Source organism: Paenibacillus agri, from assembly GCF_013359945.1.
Taxonomy (GTDB): Bacteria; Bacillota; Bacilli; order Paenibacillales; family Paenibacillaceae; genus Paenibacillus_AQ; species Paenibacillus_AQ agri.
In genome coordinates this window covers 26873-44842 of sequence record NZ_JABWCS010000188.1, presented here as the reverse complement: position 1 = coordinate 44842, position 17970 = coordinate 26873, and the positions used below count along the sequence as shown (strand labels likewise).

Sequence of the window (17970 nt, the reverse complement as noted above, 5' to 3'; positions counted from 1 at the left end):
ATGAACCAGGAGAGGACGCTGCCACAATGGGGCGTCTTTTGTGCTGTCTTGAGGCCCATTACATTTGAAGAATGGACTTCGATACCAGTTTCTCATATAATATGTTAAGTTGTTTTTAGGGGAAAAGCTGAAGGTGGGTGAACGCCTTGAAAATGTACGAAAAAGCGCCGGCCAAAATCAATTTGATGCTGGACGTATTGCATAAGCGCGCTGACGGTTTTCATGAGGTGGAAATGATAATGACGATGGTGGATCTGGCAGACCGTTTGGAGCTATCAGAGACGCCGAGGGATTCGATTATAATATCCAGCCAGGCGGGGTACATCCCCCTGGATGAGAAGAATTTGGCCTTTCAGGCAGCAAGGCTGATTAAAGACCGCTACAATGTGCGGAGCGGTGTACATATCCATCTGGATAAAAGAATTCCAGTCGCTGCCGGGCTCGCCGGCGGCAGCAGTGATGCCGCAGCTACGCTGCGCGGCCTTAACCGGCTCTGGCGCCTTGGGATCCCGGCGCAGGAGCTGCAAGAGCTCGGCGCCGAGCTGGGCTCGGACGTGCCTTTCTGCGTGACGGGCGGCACAGCCCTTGCGACGGGCCGTGGGGAGCAGCTGACGCCGATTGCAAGTCCCCCGCAGTGCTGGGTGGTGCTGGCGAAGCCGCCGATCAATGTATCGACGGCTGAGGTGTACGGCCGCGTGCGTGCCGGGAATATCGCCGCACATCCATCCGCTAGCGAAATGCGCGCGGCGATTGAGGCTGGAGATTTTCACGGCGTGTGCAGCAAGCTAGGCAACGTCCTGGAGGACGTGACGCTGAAGCTGCACCCGGAGGTGCAGCAGCTCAAGGATGCGATGATCAAGCTGGGGGCCGACGGTGTGCTGATGTCAGGCAGCGGGCCAACCGTGTTCGGACTGGTGTCCAAGCAATCTAAAGTAGCGCGGATCTATAATGGACTGCGCGGATTTTGTAAGGAAGTATATGCAGTACGGTCGCTGACATAGCAGGCTTCTCTTGTATAAACCCGTACAAAAGTGATATATTTTTCTATAATATTCGGTTTTGGCGAGGAGTATTCTGTGAAGAAACTAAAACGAAGTCAGCGTTTGGTTGACATGACCCAATTTTTGCTGGAGAAGCCGCATGATCTGCTGCCGCTGTCCATTTTTGCGGAGCGTTACGGTGCGGCGAAGTCATCCGTGAGTGAAGATCTGGCTATTATAAAAGAGGTATTTGAAGGTGAAGGCATGGGCGAGCTTCAGACCCTGGCTGGTGCAGCGGGCGGAGTGCGCTATATTCCGATGATTCCAAAGGAAATGGCGCTAGAGTTTGCCAAGCGTCTGTGCGAGCAGCTCGAACATAGTGATCGCATTCTTCCGGGCGGATATTTGTACATGTCTGATCTGCTTGGACTCCCTTCCTTGATGGAGCAGGCTGGCAAGATCATTGCTACTGCTTACAGCAATCAGGACATCGATGTAGTTATGACGGTAGAGACCAAGGGGATCCCTCTGGCTTATGCCACGGCAGCCCAGCTGGGATTGCCAGTCGTAATTGTGCGTCGTGACCATCAGGTGACGGAAGGTTCGGCGGTGAGCATTAATTATGTGTCCGGATCGCATAAGAGTATCCACACAATGTCGCTATCCAGACGGGCCTTGAAGGAGAAATCCAGGGTTCTGATTGTGGATGACTTCATGAAAGCAGGAGGAACCATTCGCGGAATGGTGGATCTGCTCGGCGAGTTCAACGCTGAAGTGGCGGGTGTTGGTGTGCTGGTGGAATCAGGCGCGGTAGAATCAGAAGAGCGGCTGCTGCACGAGTATGTGTCGCTGGTGAAGCTAAGCGAAGTGGACGCCAAGGAACGGAAAATTTCCGCACATCCGGGAAATTACTTTTTTTGACGGAAATGTGAATTGAGATACGCGGGTCGGCTGCAATGCCAGGTCCGCGTATTTTTTCAAATACGGAGTAATTTGTCGAAATTATGAGGAATAAACAGTAAACCGCCCGAAATGTGTCGAAAACAATGGATGTTCAAAAATATTCTTCTTAAACAGTCATTTTTTGGTATGAAAAAGAAGGATTTCGCATTGCTGTGTGGAATTATACACCAAGTCTCTGATGGAAAAAGGTGGTGAACACACACATGCAAATTACGGATGTCAGACTCCGCCGAGTTAACTCTGAGGGGAGAATGAAAGCAATTGCATCCATTACCATCGACAACGAGTTTGTTGTTCATGACATTCGCGTCATCGACGGTAACAATGGGATGTTCGTTGCTATGCCGAGCAAGCGTACACCGGACGGAGAATTCCGCGATATCGCACACCCGATCTCTTCGGGCACACGCGAGAAGATTCAATCTGCGGTTCTGGCCGAATACGATCGCGCCGCTACGGAAGAAGAAGAAGTCATCGAAGAGGGAGCTTAGGATGCGCTTTCTACTCGCTGACAGCTGCCCTTCGGGGCGGTGCCAGGCCATGCCGTTATTTATAATATCAGAAAGTATGAGCATCCCTTTGAAGTGACTTCCTGATATTGCAAAATGGGCCGCCTTTACTGATGGTTTTCTATACATCATTTAAGGTCCAGCATGAACGGTCTTTCTCATTGGGGTTCGGAGAAAAGGGAACCATGCCTACATGGTTCTCTTTTCTTTTTGCCCGGAATGAGATATATTCAGTAGTGAGTTCAAGAGTAGGAGGTTGGCATTCTTGAAAAGAATGGCTGTAGTACTTGCCGCAGGCCAGGGCAAGCGGATGAAATCTAAATTATACAAGGTGCTGCACCCCGTTTGCGGAAAGCCGATGGTTGGGCACGTGCTTGATACAGTAAAAGCGACCGGATGCCAGCGGAGTATTGTCATCGTCGGACACGGCGCGGAAGCGGTTCAGGCTTATTTGGGCGACAAGGCGGAATATGTGCTGCAGGAACAGCAGCTCGGAACCGGCCATGCCGTGAAACAGGCCAAGGATTTGCTGGGCGGCGAGGAAGGAACAACAATTGTGATCTGCGGGGACACCCCACTGGTTACAACTGAGACGCTTAACGGGCTGATGACGCTGCATGAAGAGAACCAGGCGGCAGCAACCGTGTTAAGTGCCGTTATGGATGATCCAACAGGATACGGACGCATTATCCGCGGGGAAGACGGCGGAGTACAGAAGATTGTCGAGCAGAAGGATTGCACCGCCGAAGAAGCTGCTGTACAGGAGATTAATACAGGCACTTATTGTTTTGATAATGCTAAATTGTTTGCTGCTCTGGAGAAGGTTACGAACAGCAATAATCAGCAGGAGTATTACTTGACCGATGTAATCGGTATACTGCGGGCTTCGGGCGAGGTTGTACTGGGTTACCAGACAAAGGATGCCGCGGAGTCTATTGGTGTGAATGACCGATTGGCACTGTCAGAGGCTGAAGGCCATATGCGTAGCCGTATCAACCGTTACCATATGCTTAATGGAGTAACCATTATCGATCCTGCCTCAACTTATATTGGAGCGGACGTAGTCATTGGTGCTGATACTGTTCTGTATCCGGGGACAATCCTGAAGGGCTCAACCGATATCGGAGAGAACTGCGTGATCGGTCCTTCAACAGAAATCGAGGATTCCCGTGTGCTTGACGGAGCCGAGATCAAGCAATCCGTATTGAATCAGGCAGAAGTTGGCGCACGGACCACCGTTGGGCCTTTTGCGTATTTACGTCCTGGTGCTGTACTCGGTGAGGAAGTCAAAGTCGGCGATTTCGTAGAAATCAAGAATGCCACGATCGGCGACGGTTCCAAGGTATCGCACCTTAGTTACATTGGTGATGCATCAGTCGGCTCCAATGTAAATGTGGGCTGCGGTGCAATCACCGTCAACTATGATGGTTATAATAAAGCCAAGACAGAGATTGGCGATGATGCCTTTATCGGCAGCAATGTGAATCTTATTGCTCCCGTTAACGTGGGCAAAGGGGCCTATGTTGTTGCGGGCTCAACCATTACCCGTTCCGTTCCGGATCATGATCTTGCCATTGCCAGAGTGCGGCAGGAGAACAAAGAGGGCTATGCGGTCAAGATCCGCGCCCGTGCGAAAGCTAAGAAAGACCAATCTAGTCCATCGTAAAGTCCTGCTGTAACCGCCGGACGGACTGAACATCTCCGCTCCGGCGCCTTTGGAAAGCTAAATTCCGTCACGGAGGGTTTATATTTTATGACTTATTGTGATTCCAAGCTAAAAATTTTCACCTGTAATTCTAATCCCAAGCTGGCCAGTCAAATTGCGGACTATATCGGTATTCCGATGGGTGAATCGCATACTACCAGCTTTAGCGATGGCGAGATTCAGGTGAAGCTGTCGGAAAGCGTACGGGGCTGCCATGTATATGTAGTACAGTCAACCTGTGGTCCAGTCAATGACAACCTGATGGAGCTTCTCGTCATGGTCGACGCACTCAAGCGTGCTTCCGCGAAGAGCATCAACGTTGTTATTCCATACTACGGGTATGCACGTCAGGACCGTAAAGCGCGTTCACGCGATCCGATTACGGCCAAGCTGGTGGCGAACCTGATTGAAAAGGCAGGAGCACACCGCGTCATTACGATGGACCTTCACGCAATGCAGATTCAGGGCTTCTTTGATATTCCGGTGGATCATTTGCTCGGCGTGCCGATTTTGGCCCAGTATTTCCGCTCGAAACAAATCGAGAATCCTGTCGTTGTGTCTCCTGACCACGGCGGTGTGGTTCGCGCCAGAAAACTGGCTGATTTCCTGAATGCTCCGCTGGCCATTATCGACAAACGTCGTCCGGAGCCAAATGTCAGTGAAGTTATGAACATCATTGGTAACATTGAAGGCAAAACAGCGATTCTGATTGACGATATCATTGATACAGCCGGAACGATTGTACTGGGCGCTAATGCCCTGATGGAAGGCGGCGTGAAGGAAGTATACGCTTGCTGTACCCACCCGGTCTTGTCCGGACCTGCGCATGAGCGTCTGGAGAACTCGCCGATCAAGGAGATTATCGTGACGGATACCATTCCAATCCGCAGCGAGAACCCTACTTCGAAGCTAAAAGTGCTATCCGTTGCTCCACTGATGGGCGAAGCCATCATCCGCGTGCACGAGGAGCTGTCGATCAGCAAGTTGTTCGAGATTGAATAAGATTGATAGACTAGAAGTAACTGTATAATAAATAAAGGGTTACACCTCTCCTATCAGGAAGATGTAACCCTTCTCGGCGTGATGCCGGGAGAAGCGTATGGCTTCTAGTACCCGGGACGGGAGATGAAGGTATAGCGATTGCGGTTGTACAGCGTACCCTGCAGCTCGACAAAGCCTTCATCTACTGCCGTCAGTATACCGATGTCTATGTGCACATTGTCCAGGTAAATCTCGACAGGCACAGCATACTGGATGTGATACTGGAAATGGCGGTGAAGCATTAATTTCTCGCCCTGGCGTAACATAGAATAATCACCTGTCTTCGAAAGTGTAATGTCGGTCCAAGAAGCTCTTATGCTTCCATTGTACCAAAAACAGGAATCACTTGCGCAAAAGAGCCGAAGAGAAAGGAACGTTCAGCAATGAAATGGATAGTTGGACTCGGAAATCCCGGTCCGCAATATGCGAAAACCAAGCATAATGTCGGATTCATGGCGCTGGATGAACTGGCAGCCAGACATGGAATTTCCTTGAATCAGAACAAATGCAAATCGATTATCGGTGAAGGGGTGATCGGCGGCGTCAAGACCGTACTGATCAAGCCAATGACCTTCATGAACCTTTCCGGTGAAGCCGTACGCGCATATATGGATTATTACAAGGTTCAGCTTGAAGATATGATCGTAGTCTACGATGACCTGGATACAGAGCTAGGCAAGGTCCGACTGCGTTATCAGGGAAGTTCTGGCGGGCATAACGGAATTAAATCCATCATACAGCACACAGGAACCCAGAACTTTAATCGGGTAAGAATGGGTATCTCCCGCCCTGAGCCAGGTTATGCAATAGTGGATTATGTACTGTCCACTTTTGCCAAGAAGGACGGGGATAAGCTGCAGGATACGATTACGAGTACCTGTGATGCGCTCGAGTTCAGTCTCAAGAATACGTTTGAGCAGACCATGGCCAAATTCAACGGCTAATATGTAGCAATGGTCTTTGTACCAGGCTAAAGACAGTGTCAGCCGGGCATACTGAAGGTATATACTACCTTCAGGAGGCATATAGATGGCAATAAACTATGTATGCAGGCACTGCAGAACCTTTCTGGGCAGCATTCACAGAAGCGATGCGACAGAAGTGCAGCTAGGCCTACATTCCTTGACCCCTGCGGAGCGCAGAGATATCATAGCGTATGATTCAGAAGGTGAGATTACGGTAAAGGTTACTTGCGATTACTGCAAGCAGGCCTTGGATAACAATCCCGAGCTCAGCCTACTGGCCAGTCCGCTTCAGTAAGTGGAAGCGCCTGTCTCTATCGTCATCCGCAAGCCTTGGCGTTACAGCTGAGGCTTGTTTTTCGATTCCAATCATAACAGGTGAGGCGGCATCAGCCGCCTTCAGCCTGTTTAGTAAGAGAGGTGCGCCTGTTGTTACAAGGTCTTATAGAAGCTTTTTCCAAAGATCCCGATTTTCAATCTGTCACCCGCGGTATTGCAGCAGGTATGAAGGAACAGCTCATATCCGGCTTGTCCGGATCTGCCCGACAGATCATGCTGGCGGCGCTGCATGAAGAGACAGCACGCCCACTGCTCGTGGTGACGCATAATATGTTCTCGGCTCAGAAGATGGCCGATGATTTGCAGGAAGCGCTTTCTCCGGATCGCGTGCTGCTTTATCCTGCCAATGAACTGGTGGCCGCTGAGGCGGCGGTATCCAGTCCAGAGACGTTAGCTCAGCGGATTGATGTGCTGACACGATGTGCTCAGGGCTTCCGTGGCATTGTAATCGCCCCTTATTCAGGTGTGCGCCGTCTGCTGCCCTCCCCTCATGTTATGGCTGGAGCGCAGGTGACAATCTCACAGGACGGTACACTTAACCTTGAGGAATTCCTGCTGTCCATGATCGAAATGGGCTATGAGCGGGTAGAACGGGTAGAGAACCGTGGCGAGCTAAGTGTAAGAGGGGGGATTGTTGACTTTTATCCAATGACCTCTGCCTTGGCATACCGGGTGGAGCTGTTCGACGAAGAAGTCGATTCTATCAGAACCTTCGATCCGGCCGATCAACGCTCGATTGACAAAGTACGTAGTGTGAAAATTACTCCAGCCAAGGAGATCATCGCGGACAAGTCCCGCCAGGAAGCGGCTGCTGCTGAGGCGGCAGTTCTGCTGGAACGCCAGCTTGAGAAGATGACAGACCGCCAGGCGAAGCTGCGTCTGCGGGAGGAAATGGGCCGTGAGCTGGAAATGCTCCGCCAGGGCACTTATTTTCCGGAAATCTATAAATATATCAGTTTGCTTTATCCTGAACGTTCCCATCTGTATGACTATATGGTCGAGGATACACTGCTTGTATTCGACGAGCCAGCACGGCTCTTGGAGACGGCTAAGCAGTTGGAACGGGATGAATCGGAATGGAACCTTCATTTGCTGCAGAATGGCAAGACGCTACCGGATCTGCAGCTCTCTGTAGAGACTGACACGGTAATGTATCACCGTCCGTTCCAAAGTCTGTTTATGTCGATCTTTCTCCGCCAGGTTCCACATGTTCAGCCTCAGAACATACTGGGGTTCATCAGCCGCGGGATGCAGGATTTCCATGGACAGATGAATGTGCTGAAGTCAGAGATGGAACGCTGGCACAAATCCGGCGTTAAAGTCATTATGCTGGCGAATGGCGAGGAACGTATTGAGCGTGTGCGCAGAGTCCTTTATGACTACGGTATTGAGGAGCCAACCATTGTTCAGGGAAATCTGGGCTCCGGCTTTGAGCTCCCATCTATTCACCTTGCCGTGATTACCGAAGGCGAGATGTTCTCCCAGAAGCAGCGCAAAGCGCGCAAAGTGTCGAAGGGTATAGACAACGCTGAACGAATCAAGAGCTACACGGAATTGAAAATAGGCGATTATGTCGTTCACCAGAACCACGGGATTGGTAAATACATGGGGATCGGTACGCTGGAAGTCAGCGGGATCCACCGTGACTACATGCATATTATGTATGCTGGCGGCGACAAGCTGTCTGTGCCGATCGAACAGATTGACCTGATCCAGAAATATGTCGGTTCCGAAGACAAAGAGCCTAAGGTATACAAGCTGGGTGGAAATGAATGGACCCGTGTCACTAATAAGGTGCGTTCTTCGGTACAGGATATTGCCGACGATCTGATCAAGCTGTATGCCGAGCGTCAAAGCGCGATGGGATACGGATTCGAGAAGGATACTCAGGAGCAGCAGGAGTTCGAAGAGGTATTCCCGTACGAGGAGACTCGTGACCAGCTGCGGGCGATTGAGGAAATTAAAAAGGACATGGAGCAGAACCGTCCGATGGACCGTCTGCTATGCGGCGATGTCGGTTATGGTAAGACTGAGGTAGCCATTCGTGCCGCCTTCAAAGCAGCCATTGAAGGTAAGCAAGTGGCTGTATTAGTGCCGACGACGATTCTAGCCCAGCAGCACTACGAGACATTCCGTGAGCGGTTTTCCAATTACCCGCTGAATATTCAAGTGCTAAGCCGATTCCGTAGCCGCAAAGAGCAGAATGATACGATCAAGGGTGTCAAACAGGGAACTGTTGATGTGGTAATCGGTACACACCGGTTGCTCTCTCAAGATCTGGTCTTCAAAGATTTAGGTTTGTTGATTGTGGATGAGGAGCAGCGTTTCGGTGTGACGCATAAAGAAAAGCTGAAGAAGCTGAAGACGAACGTGGATGTACTGACATTGACCGCAACACCGATTCCCCGCACACTGCACATGTCGATGCTTGGGGTACGGGATTTGTCTGTTATTGAGACGCCACCGGAGAACCGCTTTCCCGTACAGACGTATGTCGTTGAACATAGCCAGACTCTGACCCGTGAGGCAGTGGAGCGGGAGCTCGCACGCGGGGGACAGGTCTACTATCTGTATAACCGTGTCCAAGGTATTCAGGAAATGGCTGCGCAAATCTCCATGCTGGTGCCGGAAGCACGCGTTGGTATCGGTCATGGCCAGATGTCGGAGCAGGAGCTGGAGAAAACGATCCTGGACTTCCTTGATGGCGAATACGACGTGCTCGTCAGCACAAGTATTATCGAGACCGGAGTAGATATTCCTAACGTTAATACGCTCATTGTGCATGATGCTGATAAAATGGGCCTTTCCCAGCTCTATCAGCTGCGGGGACGGGTAGGCCGGTCCAACCGGATCGCTTACGCCTATTTTACGTATCAGCGGGATAAGGTTCTGACTGAAGTGGCGGAGAAGCGGCTGCAGTCGATCAAGGAGTTCACGGAGCTTGGCTCCGGGTTCAAAATCGCTATGCGTGACCTCTCCATCCGTGGGGCGGGGAACTTGCTGGGGGCAGAGCAGCACGGTTTTATCGCCTCAGTGGGCTTTGATCTATATTCGCAGATGCTGGCAGAGGAGATTCGCAAACGCAAAGTAACTGTACTTGGCGAGGAAGATACCTCGCTGAAGGAAGGTAATACAGTCATTGATTTGTCGATTGACGCCTATCTCCCGTCAGAGTATATTTACGACAGCATCCAAAAAATTGAAATTTATAAAAAGGTAGCTGCTATTTCCGCCTTTGACGATGCTTCCGAGCTTGAAGACGAGCTGCTTGACCGCTTCGGGGAGCTGCCGGAGGCAGTCGTTAACCTCTTGTCTGTAGCAAGGCTGAAGGTCTATGGTAAGATGTACGGCATCGACGCTATGGTGCGGCGGGGAGACGAGGTCTCGCTCAATTTTTATGAGGACCGGATCGGAGCTTTTGATACGACAAAGCTCGCTAAAGTTGGAAATCGTTTCGAAAGACGTGTACAATTTGAAAAGGATGCAAAAGCCGTCATCCGGGTCAAGTCCAAACGACTCGGGGACAAAGAGCTGCTTGACTTACTCGAGCAATTCCTGGAGGAAGTTAAACAGGCTTTCAAATCGAAGGGAGAACTTCACAATGTCGTTAAATAAAACAAAAACCTGGAAAGTGCTGCTCGTATCACTGGCAGCAGCGCTTTCCTTCTCTGTACTATCTGCTTGCAGCAGTAAGGGGGGCAATGCCGCGGATAATAGTACGGCAGTTGCTACTTATAAAGGTGGTACTATTACAGAAAAAGCATTTGATCTGGATCAGAAGATCATGAAATTCCTGTCACCGGATCAGGCACAATATTTGCAAATTGATGCCTTCAAGGAGTCCATCCTCAAGCAAGAGGTAGCCTTCGAGTATTTGGCTGGACAAGCTACCGACGAGGCCAAGAAAGAAGCCAAGAAGGAAGCCGATGCCCAAGTTGAGGCTATGAAAAAAGGTCTTGGCAAAACGTATAAAGATACTTTGAAGCAGCAAGGGATCACGGAAGAAGATATTCATGCGTACATGGTGCGTGTACTGACTGTGTATCAGGACATGCTGCTCAAAGTCACGGATGAAGACGTGAAAAAAGAATTTGAAGCGACAAAGGGCGACTTTACCGTAGCTACTCTGCGTCATGTCCTGATTGGCTTTACAGATGCCGACAAGAAGGAACGCAGCAAAGAGGATGCTTTGAAGCTCGCGAAGCAAGTAAAGGCGGAGCTTGACGGGGGAGCCGATTTTGCAGAAGTTGTGAAGAAATACACCGACGATACGGCTTCCAAGGAAACGGGTGGCGAGTACAAAGATAAACCACTTGGTACCTATGTAGAGTCGTTTAAGAAGGCTGCACAAACCCTGCCGCTGAACACGATCAGTGAACCGGTAGAGAGCCAATTCGGATATCACATTATCAAGGTGGAATCCCGTACGGAGAAGACCTTCGACCAACTGACCGATGAGCAGAAGGAAAACATTAAGCAATCATTGGCTTCGAAGAGTCTGGAGAACTTCATGGAGAAGGAACTCGACGGCATCATTGAGAAGATCAACCTGCCGAAGAGCTCTGCCCCTGCTGATGAAAAAGGCACAGAGCCAAGTGCGTCTCCTGAGGCAACAAAAGCTGCTGAATAAGCCGGGACAAGCTCCCCTTTATAATCCATTGCACTGAAGAAAGCATCTTTGCTTTCTGTTTCAAATACCGCCCTTGTGGGCGGTATTTTTTGTTTTATTCAGGTTATTCGCAGTAATGGGCGAAGATTGCCCGAGATTTTTTATACAGGCAATGATATGTATAAGGAACTGGGAAGAGATGAATACTATGGGCAGATATTACGATAAATCACTGGGATTATCCATTCCCATAATGGACAGTAGTTGAACAATACTTCTTAAGAAAGCGGGGCAACATGTGAATGAAAGCTACTGGAATTGTACGACGTATTGACGACCTCGGAAGAGTGGTGATTCCTAAAGAAATTAGACGGACGCTTCGGATCCGGGAAGGGGACCCTCTGGAAATCTTCGTTGACCGCGATGGTGAGGTCATTCTGAAGAAATACTCTCCAATCGGCGAGCTTGGTGATTTTGCCAAAGAATATGCCGAGTCGCTGTATGAAAGCACAGGTCATATTACCATCATCTCAGACCGAGATACCTTCATTGCACTTGCAGGCGGTTCCAAGAAGGAGTATTTGGAGAAGCAAGTCGGTGTGCTGCTGGAAAAGGTAATGGATGGCCGCAAAACAGTGCTGGAAACGAACGGTGGCAATTATGAGATAGGCAAAGACCATCCAGAACTGCTGTCTACTTATGTAGCATCACCGATTATTTCCGGAGGCGATCCGATCGGCTGTGTAGTGATGCTAAACAAGGATGATTCGGTGAAGATGTCTCAGATGGAAGTCAAAATGACTGAAACGGCTGCCGCATTTTTGGGCAAGCAGATGGAACAGTAATATCTACGGTACTATGGCTCCTGCTCTCCTTTTGGTATGATGTACAAAGGAAAGCGGGAGTTTTGTCGTTCAGGGCATACATACGTTATAATTAAGCTTGTTTTGGCTACGGTTGTTTGACTGGGTGGCAGTTGCGTTTCTTTCCAAATTCAGTGTTAAAAGCAGGTAATCTCATGAAATCGACAACACAAGCGTCCCGGTTGCTCCAGGGAGCCTTTATTCTTAGTGCGGCGGCGATTATCTCGAAGCTGATTGGCACTTTGCAAAAAATTCCGCTGCAAAATCTGGGCGGTGATGCTGTATTCGGCATCTACAATACGGTTTATCCGCTATATACGATGCTCATAACTATCGCCATGCTGGGCTTGCCTTCAGCCATATCCAAATTCGTGGCAGAGGCATCCGCCGGAAGACGGGAAGATGAAGGCCGCAGAATCCTTCTGCTGTCCACGCTGATTACTGGCCTCTGTGGTTTGGGGCTTGGTCTCCTCACCTATGCTGGCGCGCCTCTTATTGCTGTATGGGTCGGCAGTTCCCATGTCATACCGGCACTACGCAGTGCAGCGTGGGGGCTTGTATTCGTTCCGGTCATGGCGGCATTACGGGGTTATTTCCAGGGTCTTCACAATATGACCCCCACTGCGGTATCACAAATTGTGGAGCAGTCGGTCCGCGTAGCGGTAATGATTGTCCTGCTGCTTTATTTGACTTCACACGGGGCCGGAGTGGAGAGTATTGCGGCTGGTGCTCTGCTTGGCTCTGCCGGGGGCGGGGCCGCCGGCTTGCTAGTGATGCTGCTGTACTGGCGGAGACACCGGCGCAATACGGGGCTTTCCGCTGTGGCAGAAGTGGCGGCTACTGCAGAAGTAACGAGGTCCCAGGGTGCAGCCAAGTCCCTGCAGGGACAAGCTTCAGGAATTAAGGCCAGCAGCCTGCTGGCCTATGGGGTTCCTGTAATGCTGGGGGCATTGGCCCTTCCACTGATCGGACTGGTCGACGTATTTACTGTACCTCGTTTGCTCTCGGAGGGTCTCAGTGAAAGTGCAGCCATGGCACAGTTTGGCATCTACAACCGCGGCCTTCCGCTTGTGCAGATTGTGACCATGCTTGCCACATCGCTGTCCGTCGTGTTCATTCCCGCACTGGCAGAAGCCAAGTACAACGGCGATCTGAAGCTGATCGAGACCCGCTGCAGTTTGTCACTGCGCTGGTTCTGGCTCTTGGGCCTCGCAGCCGCCGTGGGGCTGGCGGTGCTGGCCGAGCCGATTAACATCGCGCTCTACGGCGATACTGCCGGCAGCAGCACGATGATCTGGCTGGCCTTCACCGCCGCCGGCGGCACGGTCAGCATCATCTCGGCCGCGCTGCTGCAGGGGCTGGGGCATGTGCGCGCCCCAGCACTACATCTCTTGGCCGCCGCGGGGCTCAAGGCGGCCCTCAACCTGCTGCTTGTCCCGCAGCAGGGCATTACCGGCGCGGCCATCGCCAGTGTGGCCGCGCACCTGCTGGCAGCAGCGCTGAATGTGCTGCTGCTGCACCGCCAGGGCTATCTGCGGCTTCGCTTCGCAGATGCCCTGGCCAAGCCCGCGGTGCTACTTGCGGGCCTGGCCGCCGCCGCTGCGGCCGTCAGCTATGGAGCTGACGCGCTGTTCGCGGCGGCAGGGCTGGCGGGCGGGCGTACCGCCAGCCTGGCCCAAAGCCTGCTCGGCGTGACGGCGGGCTGCGCCGTCTTCGCCGTGGGCGCGATCGCCCTGCGGCTGCTCAGCGAGAGCGAGTTGCGCCAGCTTCCGGGCATCGGCCCGTCCCTGGCGAAGGGCTTTAGCAAGCTGCGGTTGTTCCGCTAGCCGTTATAAATGAATCATTCACTGTCTTTTGGCCTCGCGTAGCGAGCCCAGAAGAACATTCAAGGATAGAGTGCCTTCTGCCTGTTGTTAAGGCTAGAGAGGGTCAATAAGGAGATGAACAAGCATGAGCGCATCATTAACGATTGTCGGACTGGGTTCCGGCAATCCCGATCGGCTGACGCTGGGTATTATCAAGAAACTGAAGGCAGCCTCCACCGTGTACGTACGCACCAAGGAACATCCGATGATGTCCGCGCTTGCGGAGCTGGAGATTAAATGGAAATCGTTCGACGGATTGTACGAGTCTTTGTCCTCTTTCCCCGAGGTCTATGAGGCAATTGCCTCCCGTCTAATTCAAGAGGCTTTTAATGCCGAGCAAGGCACGGAAATTGTCTATGCGGTGCCAGGGCATCCCATGGTCGCCGAATCTGCGGTTTCTTTACTCCGGCAACGCTGCCCCGAATGGGGCATAGAGCTGCAGATTCTGGGCGGCGAGAGCTTCCTGGACGAGGCTTTTGTGCGGCTCGGCTTTGACCCTATCGAAGGGTTCCAGCTGCTAGATGCTTCCGGTATTCGCCGCTCACATCTTCAGCCCGAGCTGCACACTCTGATCGGTCAGGTGTATGACACCTTCACCGCTTCGGAGACCAAGCTGTGCCTAATGGAGCTGTATCCACCCGAATATGAGGTTGTGGTGGGGCATGCGCTTGGGGTAGAGAACGAGGAACAAATTCTGAAGGTGCCTCTCTATGAGTTGGACCGTCTGGACGGGTACGGCAACCTGTCGCTCATCTATATTCCGGCGAACCATGCGGAAGACGTGCGGAATCGCACCTTTGCCCGTTTGCATGAAATTGTCGATATTCTCCGCAGCCCGGAAGGCTGTCCTTGGGACCAAGAGCAGACCCATGAATCGCTGCGCAAGAACCTGATCGAAGAAACCTACGAAGTGCTGGAAACCATTGATGAGGATGACCCGGACCACATGAAGGAGGAACTGGGTGACCTGCTGCTGCAGATCATGCTGCACGCTCAGATGGAAGAAGAAGTGGGAACGTTCAATGTGTTTGACGTTATCGAGGGACTGAACAACAAGCTGGTGTTCCGTCATCCCCATGTATTCGGCGACCGGGAGGCCGGCAATGCGGATGAGGCACTACAGAACTGGGAAGGCATGAAAGCAGAGGAGAAGCGGCGTAAGGGTGTGAAGCCGGAGGAGCAATCTGTCCTTGATGGCGTCCCCCGGGATTTGCCGGCCTTGATGAAGGCCTATAAGCTGCAGAAGAAAGCCTCTAAGGTAGGCTTTGACTGGGACAATGCACTGGACTGCCTGGTGAAGGTTCGCGAGGAGGCAGATGAGCTGCAGGAGGCTATTGATAGCGGAGCCCCTGCGGAAGAACAGATTCTGGAGCTGGGTGATCTGCTCTTTGCAGCCACTAATGTGGCCCGGTTTATCAGCGCCGATCCGGAAGATGCGCTGACTCGAACCAACCGCAAATTTGTCCAGCGGTTCCAATATATCGAACAAAGTCTGCGCAGCAAGGGGAAGAGCGTGCAGGATAGCAGTCTTGATGAGATGGAGGCACTTTGGCAGGAAGCCAAGGTCCAGGAGCGCAAGTAACGACAGGTACTGCGCGTAGGGGGATTTTGGAACTGTAGGAGCGATAGCGACCGCCTGAAAGCTTTCCGCAGGAAAGCTAGCATCGGAAGCATAAGCTCTGCAGATTTCTACTGCTATTAGCGGTTAAAATCAATAAATCTGCAGAAGGGCAGCGGCCGGAAGTCCAAACATTCTCTGGAGTCACGGCTCATCCCAAAATAGAAAAATTATAAGTTCAATCTATATAGGAGATGAAAGCTCCTTAGCCGTATATATACACGAAGAAGCGGCTATGCTATGAATATAGCGGCTATGAATCTTTGATTTGAAGCAGGGATTGCAGTTTATAATGTAATAGTGCTATACTCTGCTAACCCTCTTCTTGCCAGGAAGAACGAAGCCTGCTTTTAAAAAAAACGGCGAGTCATGGCAGGATTTTCGGGTGGCATCCAGAATATCATAAAGACGAAATGGTGATTTGTGGCTGATAATGGCGATAAATCTCGTTTCATTTATTTTTTCGTATCCTAGGAGGAACCTTAAACTATGAACAAGACAGATTTGGTTAACAACATTTCCGAGAAAAACGGATTGGCAAAGAAAGACGTAGAAGCAGTACTGAATGGATTCCTGGGCGAGATCACCGAAGCTCTGGCTAAAGGCGATAAAGTCCAATTGATCGGTTTCGGCACTTTCGAAACCCGCAAACGTTCCGGTCGTACCGGCCGTAACCCGCAAACGGGCACAACTATTGAAATTCCTGAATCCACTGTACCGGCCTTCAAGGCAGGTAACAAGCTTAAAGAAGCCGTCAACTAATGCGTCTCGACAAATTTTTGAAAGTCTCCCGTTTGATTAAGCGCCGTACGGTGGCCAAGGATGTGTCCGAACAAGGCCGGGTGCTGATTAATGGACGGGAATCCAAACCTAGCAGCACAGTAAAGCTCGGCGATGAGATTACAGTGCAGTTCGGTCAGAAGCTGGTGACGGTCAAGGTAGAAAAACTGGTGGAGACGACCCGCAAGGACGAAGCCGCTGGAATGTACACCCTGCTCCGGGAAGAGCCGGTTGCGAAGAGCAACGGGCTGGAGTGGTAAGTGCCGGTAACTTAGCTTATACGGATACCTGATGAAAGAAAGCGTAACTTTACAATAATGTAGAGTTGCGCTTTTTTTGCGTGGATAAGAGGGCTTCAGAGAGACTAAGCATATTTTTAAAACAAGCCCTTGTTCTATCTTAAACTCCCTCACCATAGATTAGAGATAAGAAGGAGGGGTACATGCTATGATCGAACCAGTAAAAGCCAATAAGCAGCACGATCTGCATATGCACGACCGCAAGCAGCTCGAACTTACGGGCGTGCAGAATGTGGAGAGTTTCGACAGCGAGGAGTTTCTGCTTCGTACAGAACTCGGCCATCTAACCATTCGCGGGAGCCATTTACATATCAAAAATCTCAGCCTGGAAAACGGACTCCTGTCGCTAGAAGGCAATGTTCATTCTTTGATTTATCTTGATCCCGGTTCGCAGGGCAAAAACAAGGGAATTATCGGCAAGCTCTTCAAATGAACCCCGGGGTCCAATGGGTAACCCTGCTCTACATGATGCTGGCCGGGGTGGTAATGGGACTCGCCTATGACGGCTACCGGGTGCTGTCGTTCAAGTTAAGGTTTCCCAACTGGCTGTGCGCCGCCCTGGATTTGCTGTACTGGCTGTGGGCTGCCCTGCTTGTGTTTCGTCTGCTGTATGCCGGTAATCAGGGGCAGTTGCGGTTCTACGCGTTCCTTGGTCTATTTCTGGGTGTATGGATCTATTTTTTGATCTTCAGTGTTACGGTGCGGCGTTTTGTGGTAATGTTAATTCAGTTGGTTCATTCTGTGTTCAAATTCCTTTGGAAGCTTGTAACCATCCTGATCGGGATGCCGCTTCTGTGGCTCTGGCGTCTTCTCAAAGGGATACTAACGCTGCTCGGACGTATTGTGCTGTTTGTTCTCAAGCTGCTCCTGCGTCTAACAAAGCCGCTTTGGATACTGCCTGTTAGATGGCTTTCTCCCTATTGGGCACGGCTTGTTCATAGCACATGGATGACAACAATTACTACTTGGCTGACTAGGCGATGGAAACGCTGACCTTGAAGAGGGGGACGCAGCATGAACAGATTTTCTGCAGAAGAGAAGAATGCGAATAAAGCTTCAGCTGCCGGCGCGAAGCGAAGGAAGTTTATCTGGCTGGTCGTTGTGACGGTTTTTTTCGGCTGGGCGGGTTATATTTTCTTTTCCCAGCACGCGTTGATCGCGGACAAGAGTGCCGATCTGGCTAAGAAGCAGGAGACCAAGGATAGTATTACCAAATCGCTGGATCAATTGAAATACGATGTATCCAGGCTGAATGATGATGAGTATATCGGCCAATTGGCGCGTAAATGGTATAATATCTACCCTCAGGGGGAGACTCCGATCCGGACAGAGCAATCAGGGAAATAAAGCAGGTCAAAAGGGCTTTGCGCTCTGTTGCCTTGCTGTTCTCTTTACTGTATAATCAAATCACCGCAGACAGGATGACCTTAATATTCG

18 protein-coding genes are annotated in these 17970 nt (G+C 51.1%); 17 read left to right on the top strand and 1 reads right to left on the bottom strand.

All coding sequences use genetic code 11. The features are described 5' to 3' along the window. Positions 1-146: 146 nt before the first annotated feature. From ispE to HPT30_RS04110, 5 genes are all read left to right on the top strand, one after another. Positions 147-1001, top strand: coding sequence for a 4-(cytidine 5'-diphospho)-2-C-methyl-D-erythritol kinase (ispE, locus tag HPT30_RS04130; RefSeq protein WP_175370223.1), 855 nt, complete (start codon positions 147-149; stop codon positions 999-1001). A gap of 75 nt (positions 1002-1076) precedes the next feature. Then, the gene (purR, locus tag HPT30_RS04125; RefSeq protein WP_175370222.1) at positions 1077-1901 is read left to right on the top strand and encodes a pur operon repressor; all 825 of its coding nucleotides are present in this window, start codon (positions 1077-1079) and stop codon (positions 1899-1901) included. A gap of 245 nt (positions 1902-2146) precedes the next feature. Then, complete coding sequence (gene spoVG / locus HPT30_RS04120) at positions 2147-2434, top strand: septation regulator SpoVG (RefSeq protein ID WP_020425826.1); 288 nt, start codon at positions 2147-2149, stop codon at positions 2432-2434. Between the two features lie 283 nt (positions 2435-2717). Further along, on the top strand, positions 2718-4118 hold the full coding sequence (glmU, locus tag HPT30_RS04115) for a bifunctional UDP-N-acetylglucosamine diphosphorylase/glucosamine-1-phosphate N-acetyltransferase GlmU (RefSeq protein WP_281364456.1): 1401 nt from the start codon (positions 2718-2720) through the stop codon (positions 4116-4118). Positions 4119-4205: 87 nt separating this feature from the next. After that, complete coding sequence (locus tag HPT30_RS04110; RefSeq protein ID WP_066367931.1) at positions 4206-5159, top strand: ribose-phosphate diphosphokinase; 954 nt, start codon at positions 4206-4208, stop codon at positions 5157-5159. A 104-nt stretch (positions 5160-5263) separates the two neighbouring features. Here the strand turns inward: HPT30_RS04110 and HPT30_RS04105 are convergent, their stop codons facing one another. After that, positions 5264-5464 (bottom strand): hypothetical protein, encoded by a 201-nt coding sequence (locus HPT30_RS04105; RefSeq protein ID WP_175370221.1) that lies wholly within the window; start codon positions 5462-5464, stop codon positions 5264-5266. A 117-nt stretch (positions 5465-5581) separates the two neighbouring features. Between HPT30_RS04105 and pth the strand changes: the two genes are divergently transcribed. The 12 genes from pth (at position 5582) to HPT30_RS04045 (ending at position 17880) form a co-directional block, all read left to right on the top strand. After that, entirely contained in the window at positions 5582-6142 is a 561-nt protein-coding gene (pth, locus tag HPT30_RS04100) for an aminoacyl-tRNA hydrolase (RefSeq protein ID WP_175370220.1), read from the top strand. 85 nt (positions 6143-6227) lie between these two features. After that, entirely contained in the window at positions 6228-6458 is a 231-nt protein-coding gene (locus HPT30_RS04095) for an anti-sigma-F factor Fin family protein (protein WP_066367922.1), read from the top strand. A gap of 131 nt (positions 6459-6589) precedes the next feature. After that, positions 6590-10114, top strand: coding sequence for a transcription-repair coupling factor (mfd, locus tag HPT30_RS04090; RefSeq protein ID WP_175370219.1), 3525 nt, complete (start codon positions 6590-6592; stop codon positions 10112-10114). Beyond that, positions 10101-11129 carry a peptidylprolyl isomerase gene (locus tag HPT30_RS04085; RefSeq protein WP_175370218.1) on the top strand — a complete coding sequence of 343 codons (1029 nt, stop codon included), beginning with the start codon at positions 10101-10103 and terminating at the stop codon, positions 11127-11129. The genes mfd and HPT30_RS04085 overlap by 14 nt, the downstream gene beginning before the upstream one ends. Positions 11130-11410: 281 nt before the next feature. Then, positions 11411-11953, top strand: a complete 543-nt coding sequence (gene spoVT / locus HPT30_RS04080) for a stage V sporulation protein T (protein WP_175370217.1) — start codon at positions 11411-11413, stop codon at positions 11951-11953. 173 nt (positions 11954-12126) lie between these two features. Next, the gene (locus HPT30_RS04075; protein ID WP_175370216.1) at positions 12127-13797 is read left to right on the top strand and encodes a putative polysaccharide biosynthesis protein; all 1671 of its coding nucleotides are present in this window, start codon (positions 12127-12129) and stop codon (positions 13795-13797) included. 124 nt (positions 13798-13921) lie between these two features. Continuing rightward, positions 13922-15418: a bifunctional methyltransferase/pyrophosphohydrolase YabN gene (yabN, locus tag HPT30_RS04070; protein ID WP_175370215.1), complete on the top strand. Its 1497-nt coding sequence runs from the start codon at positions 13922-13924 to the stop codon at positions 15416-15418. A gap of 525 nt (positions 15419-15943) precedes the next feature. Next, positions 15944-16216 (top strand): HU family DNA-binding protein, encoded by a 273-nt coding sequence (locus HPT30_RS04065; RefSeq protein ID WP_066367909.1) that lies wholly within the window; start codon positions 15944-15946, stop codon positions 16214-16216. Further along, positions 16216-16494, top strand: coding sequence for an RNA-binding S4 domain-containing protein (locus HPT30_RS04060; protein ID WP_066367906.1), 279 nt, complete (start codon positions 16216-16218; stop codon positions 16492-16494). The genes HPT30_RS04065 and HPT30_RS04060 overlap by 1 nt, the downstream gene beginning before the upstream one ends. A gap of 187 nt (positions 16495-16681) precedes the next feature. Next, a complete protein-coding gene (gene yabP, locus HPT30_RS04055; RefSeq protein WP_066367901.1) occupies positions 16682-16966 on the top strand; it encodes a sporulation protein YabP in 285 nt (94 codons plus the stop codon). Next, positions 16963-17526 carry a spore cortex biosynthesis protein YabQ gene (yabQ, locus tag HPT30_RS04050; RefSeq protein ID WP_175370214.1) on the top strand — a complete coding sequence of 188 codons (564 nt, stop codon included), beginning with the start codon at positions 16963-16965 and terminating at the stop codon, positions 17524-17526. Before yabP ends, yabQ begins: the two co-directional genes overlap by 4 nt. 21 nt (positions 17527-17547) lie before the next feature. Continuing rightward, positions 17548-17880, top strand: coding sequence for an FtsB family cell division protein (locus HPT30_RS04045; protein WP_175370213.1), 333 nt, complete (start codon positions 17548-17550; stop codon positions 17878-17880). The last annotated feature ends 90 nt before the right edge of the window (positions 17881-17970 follow it).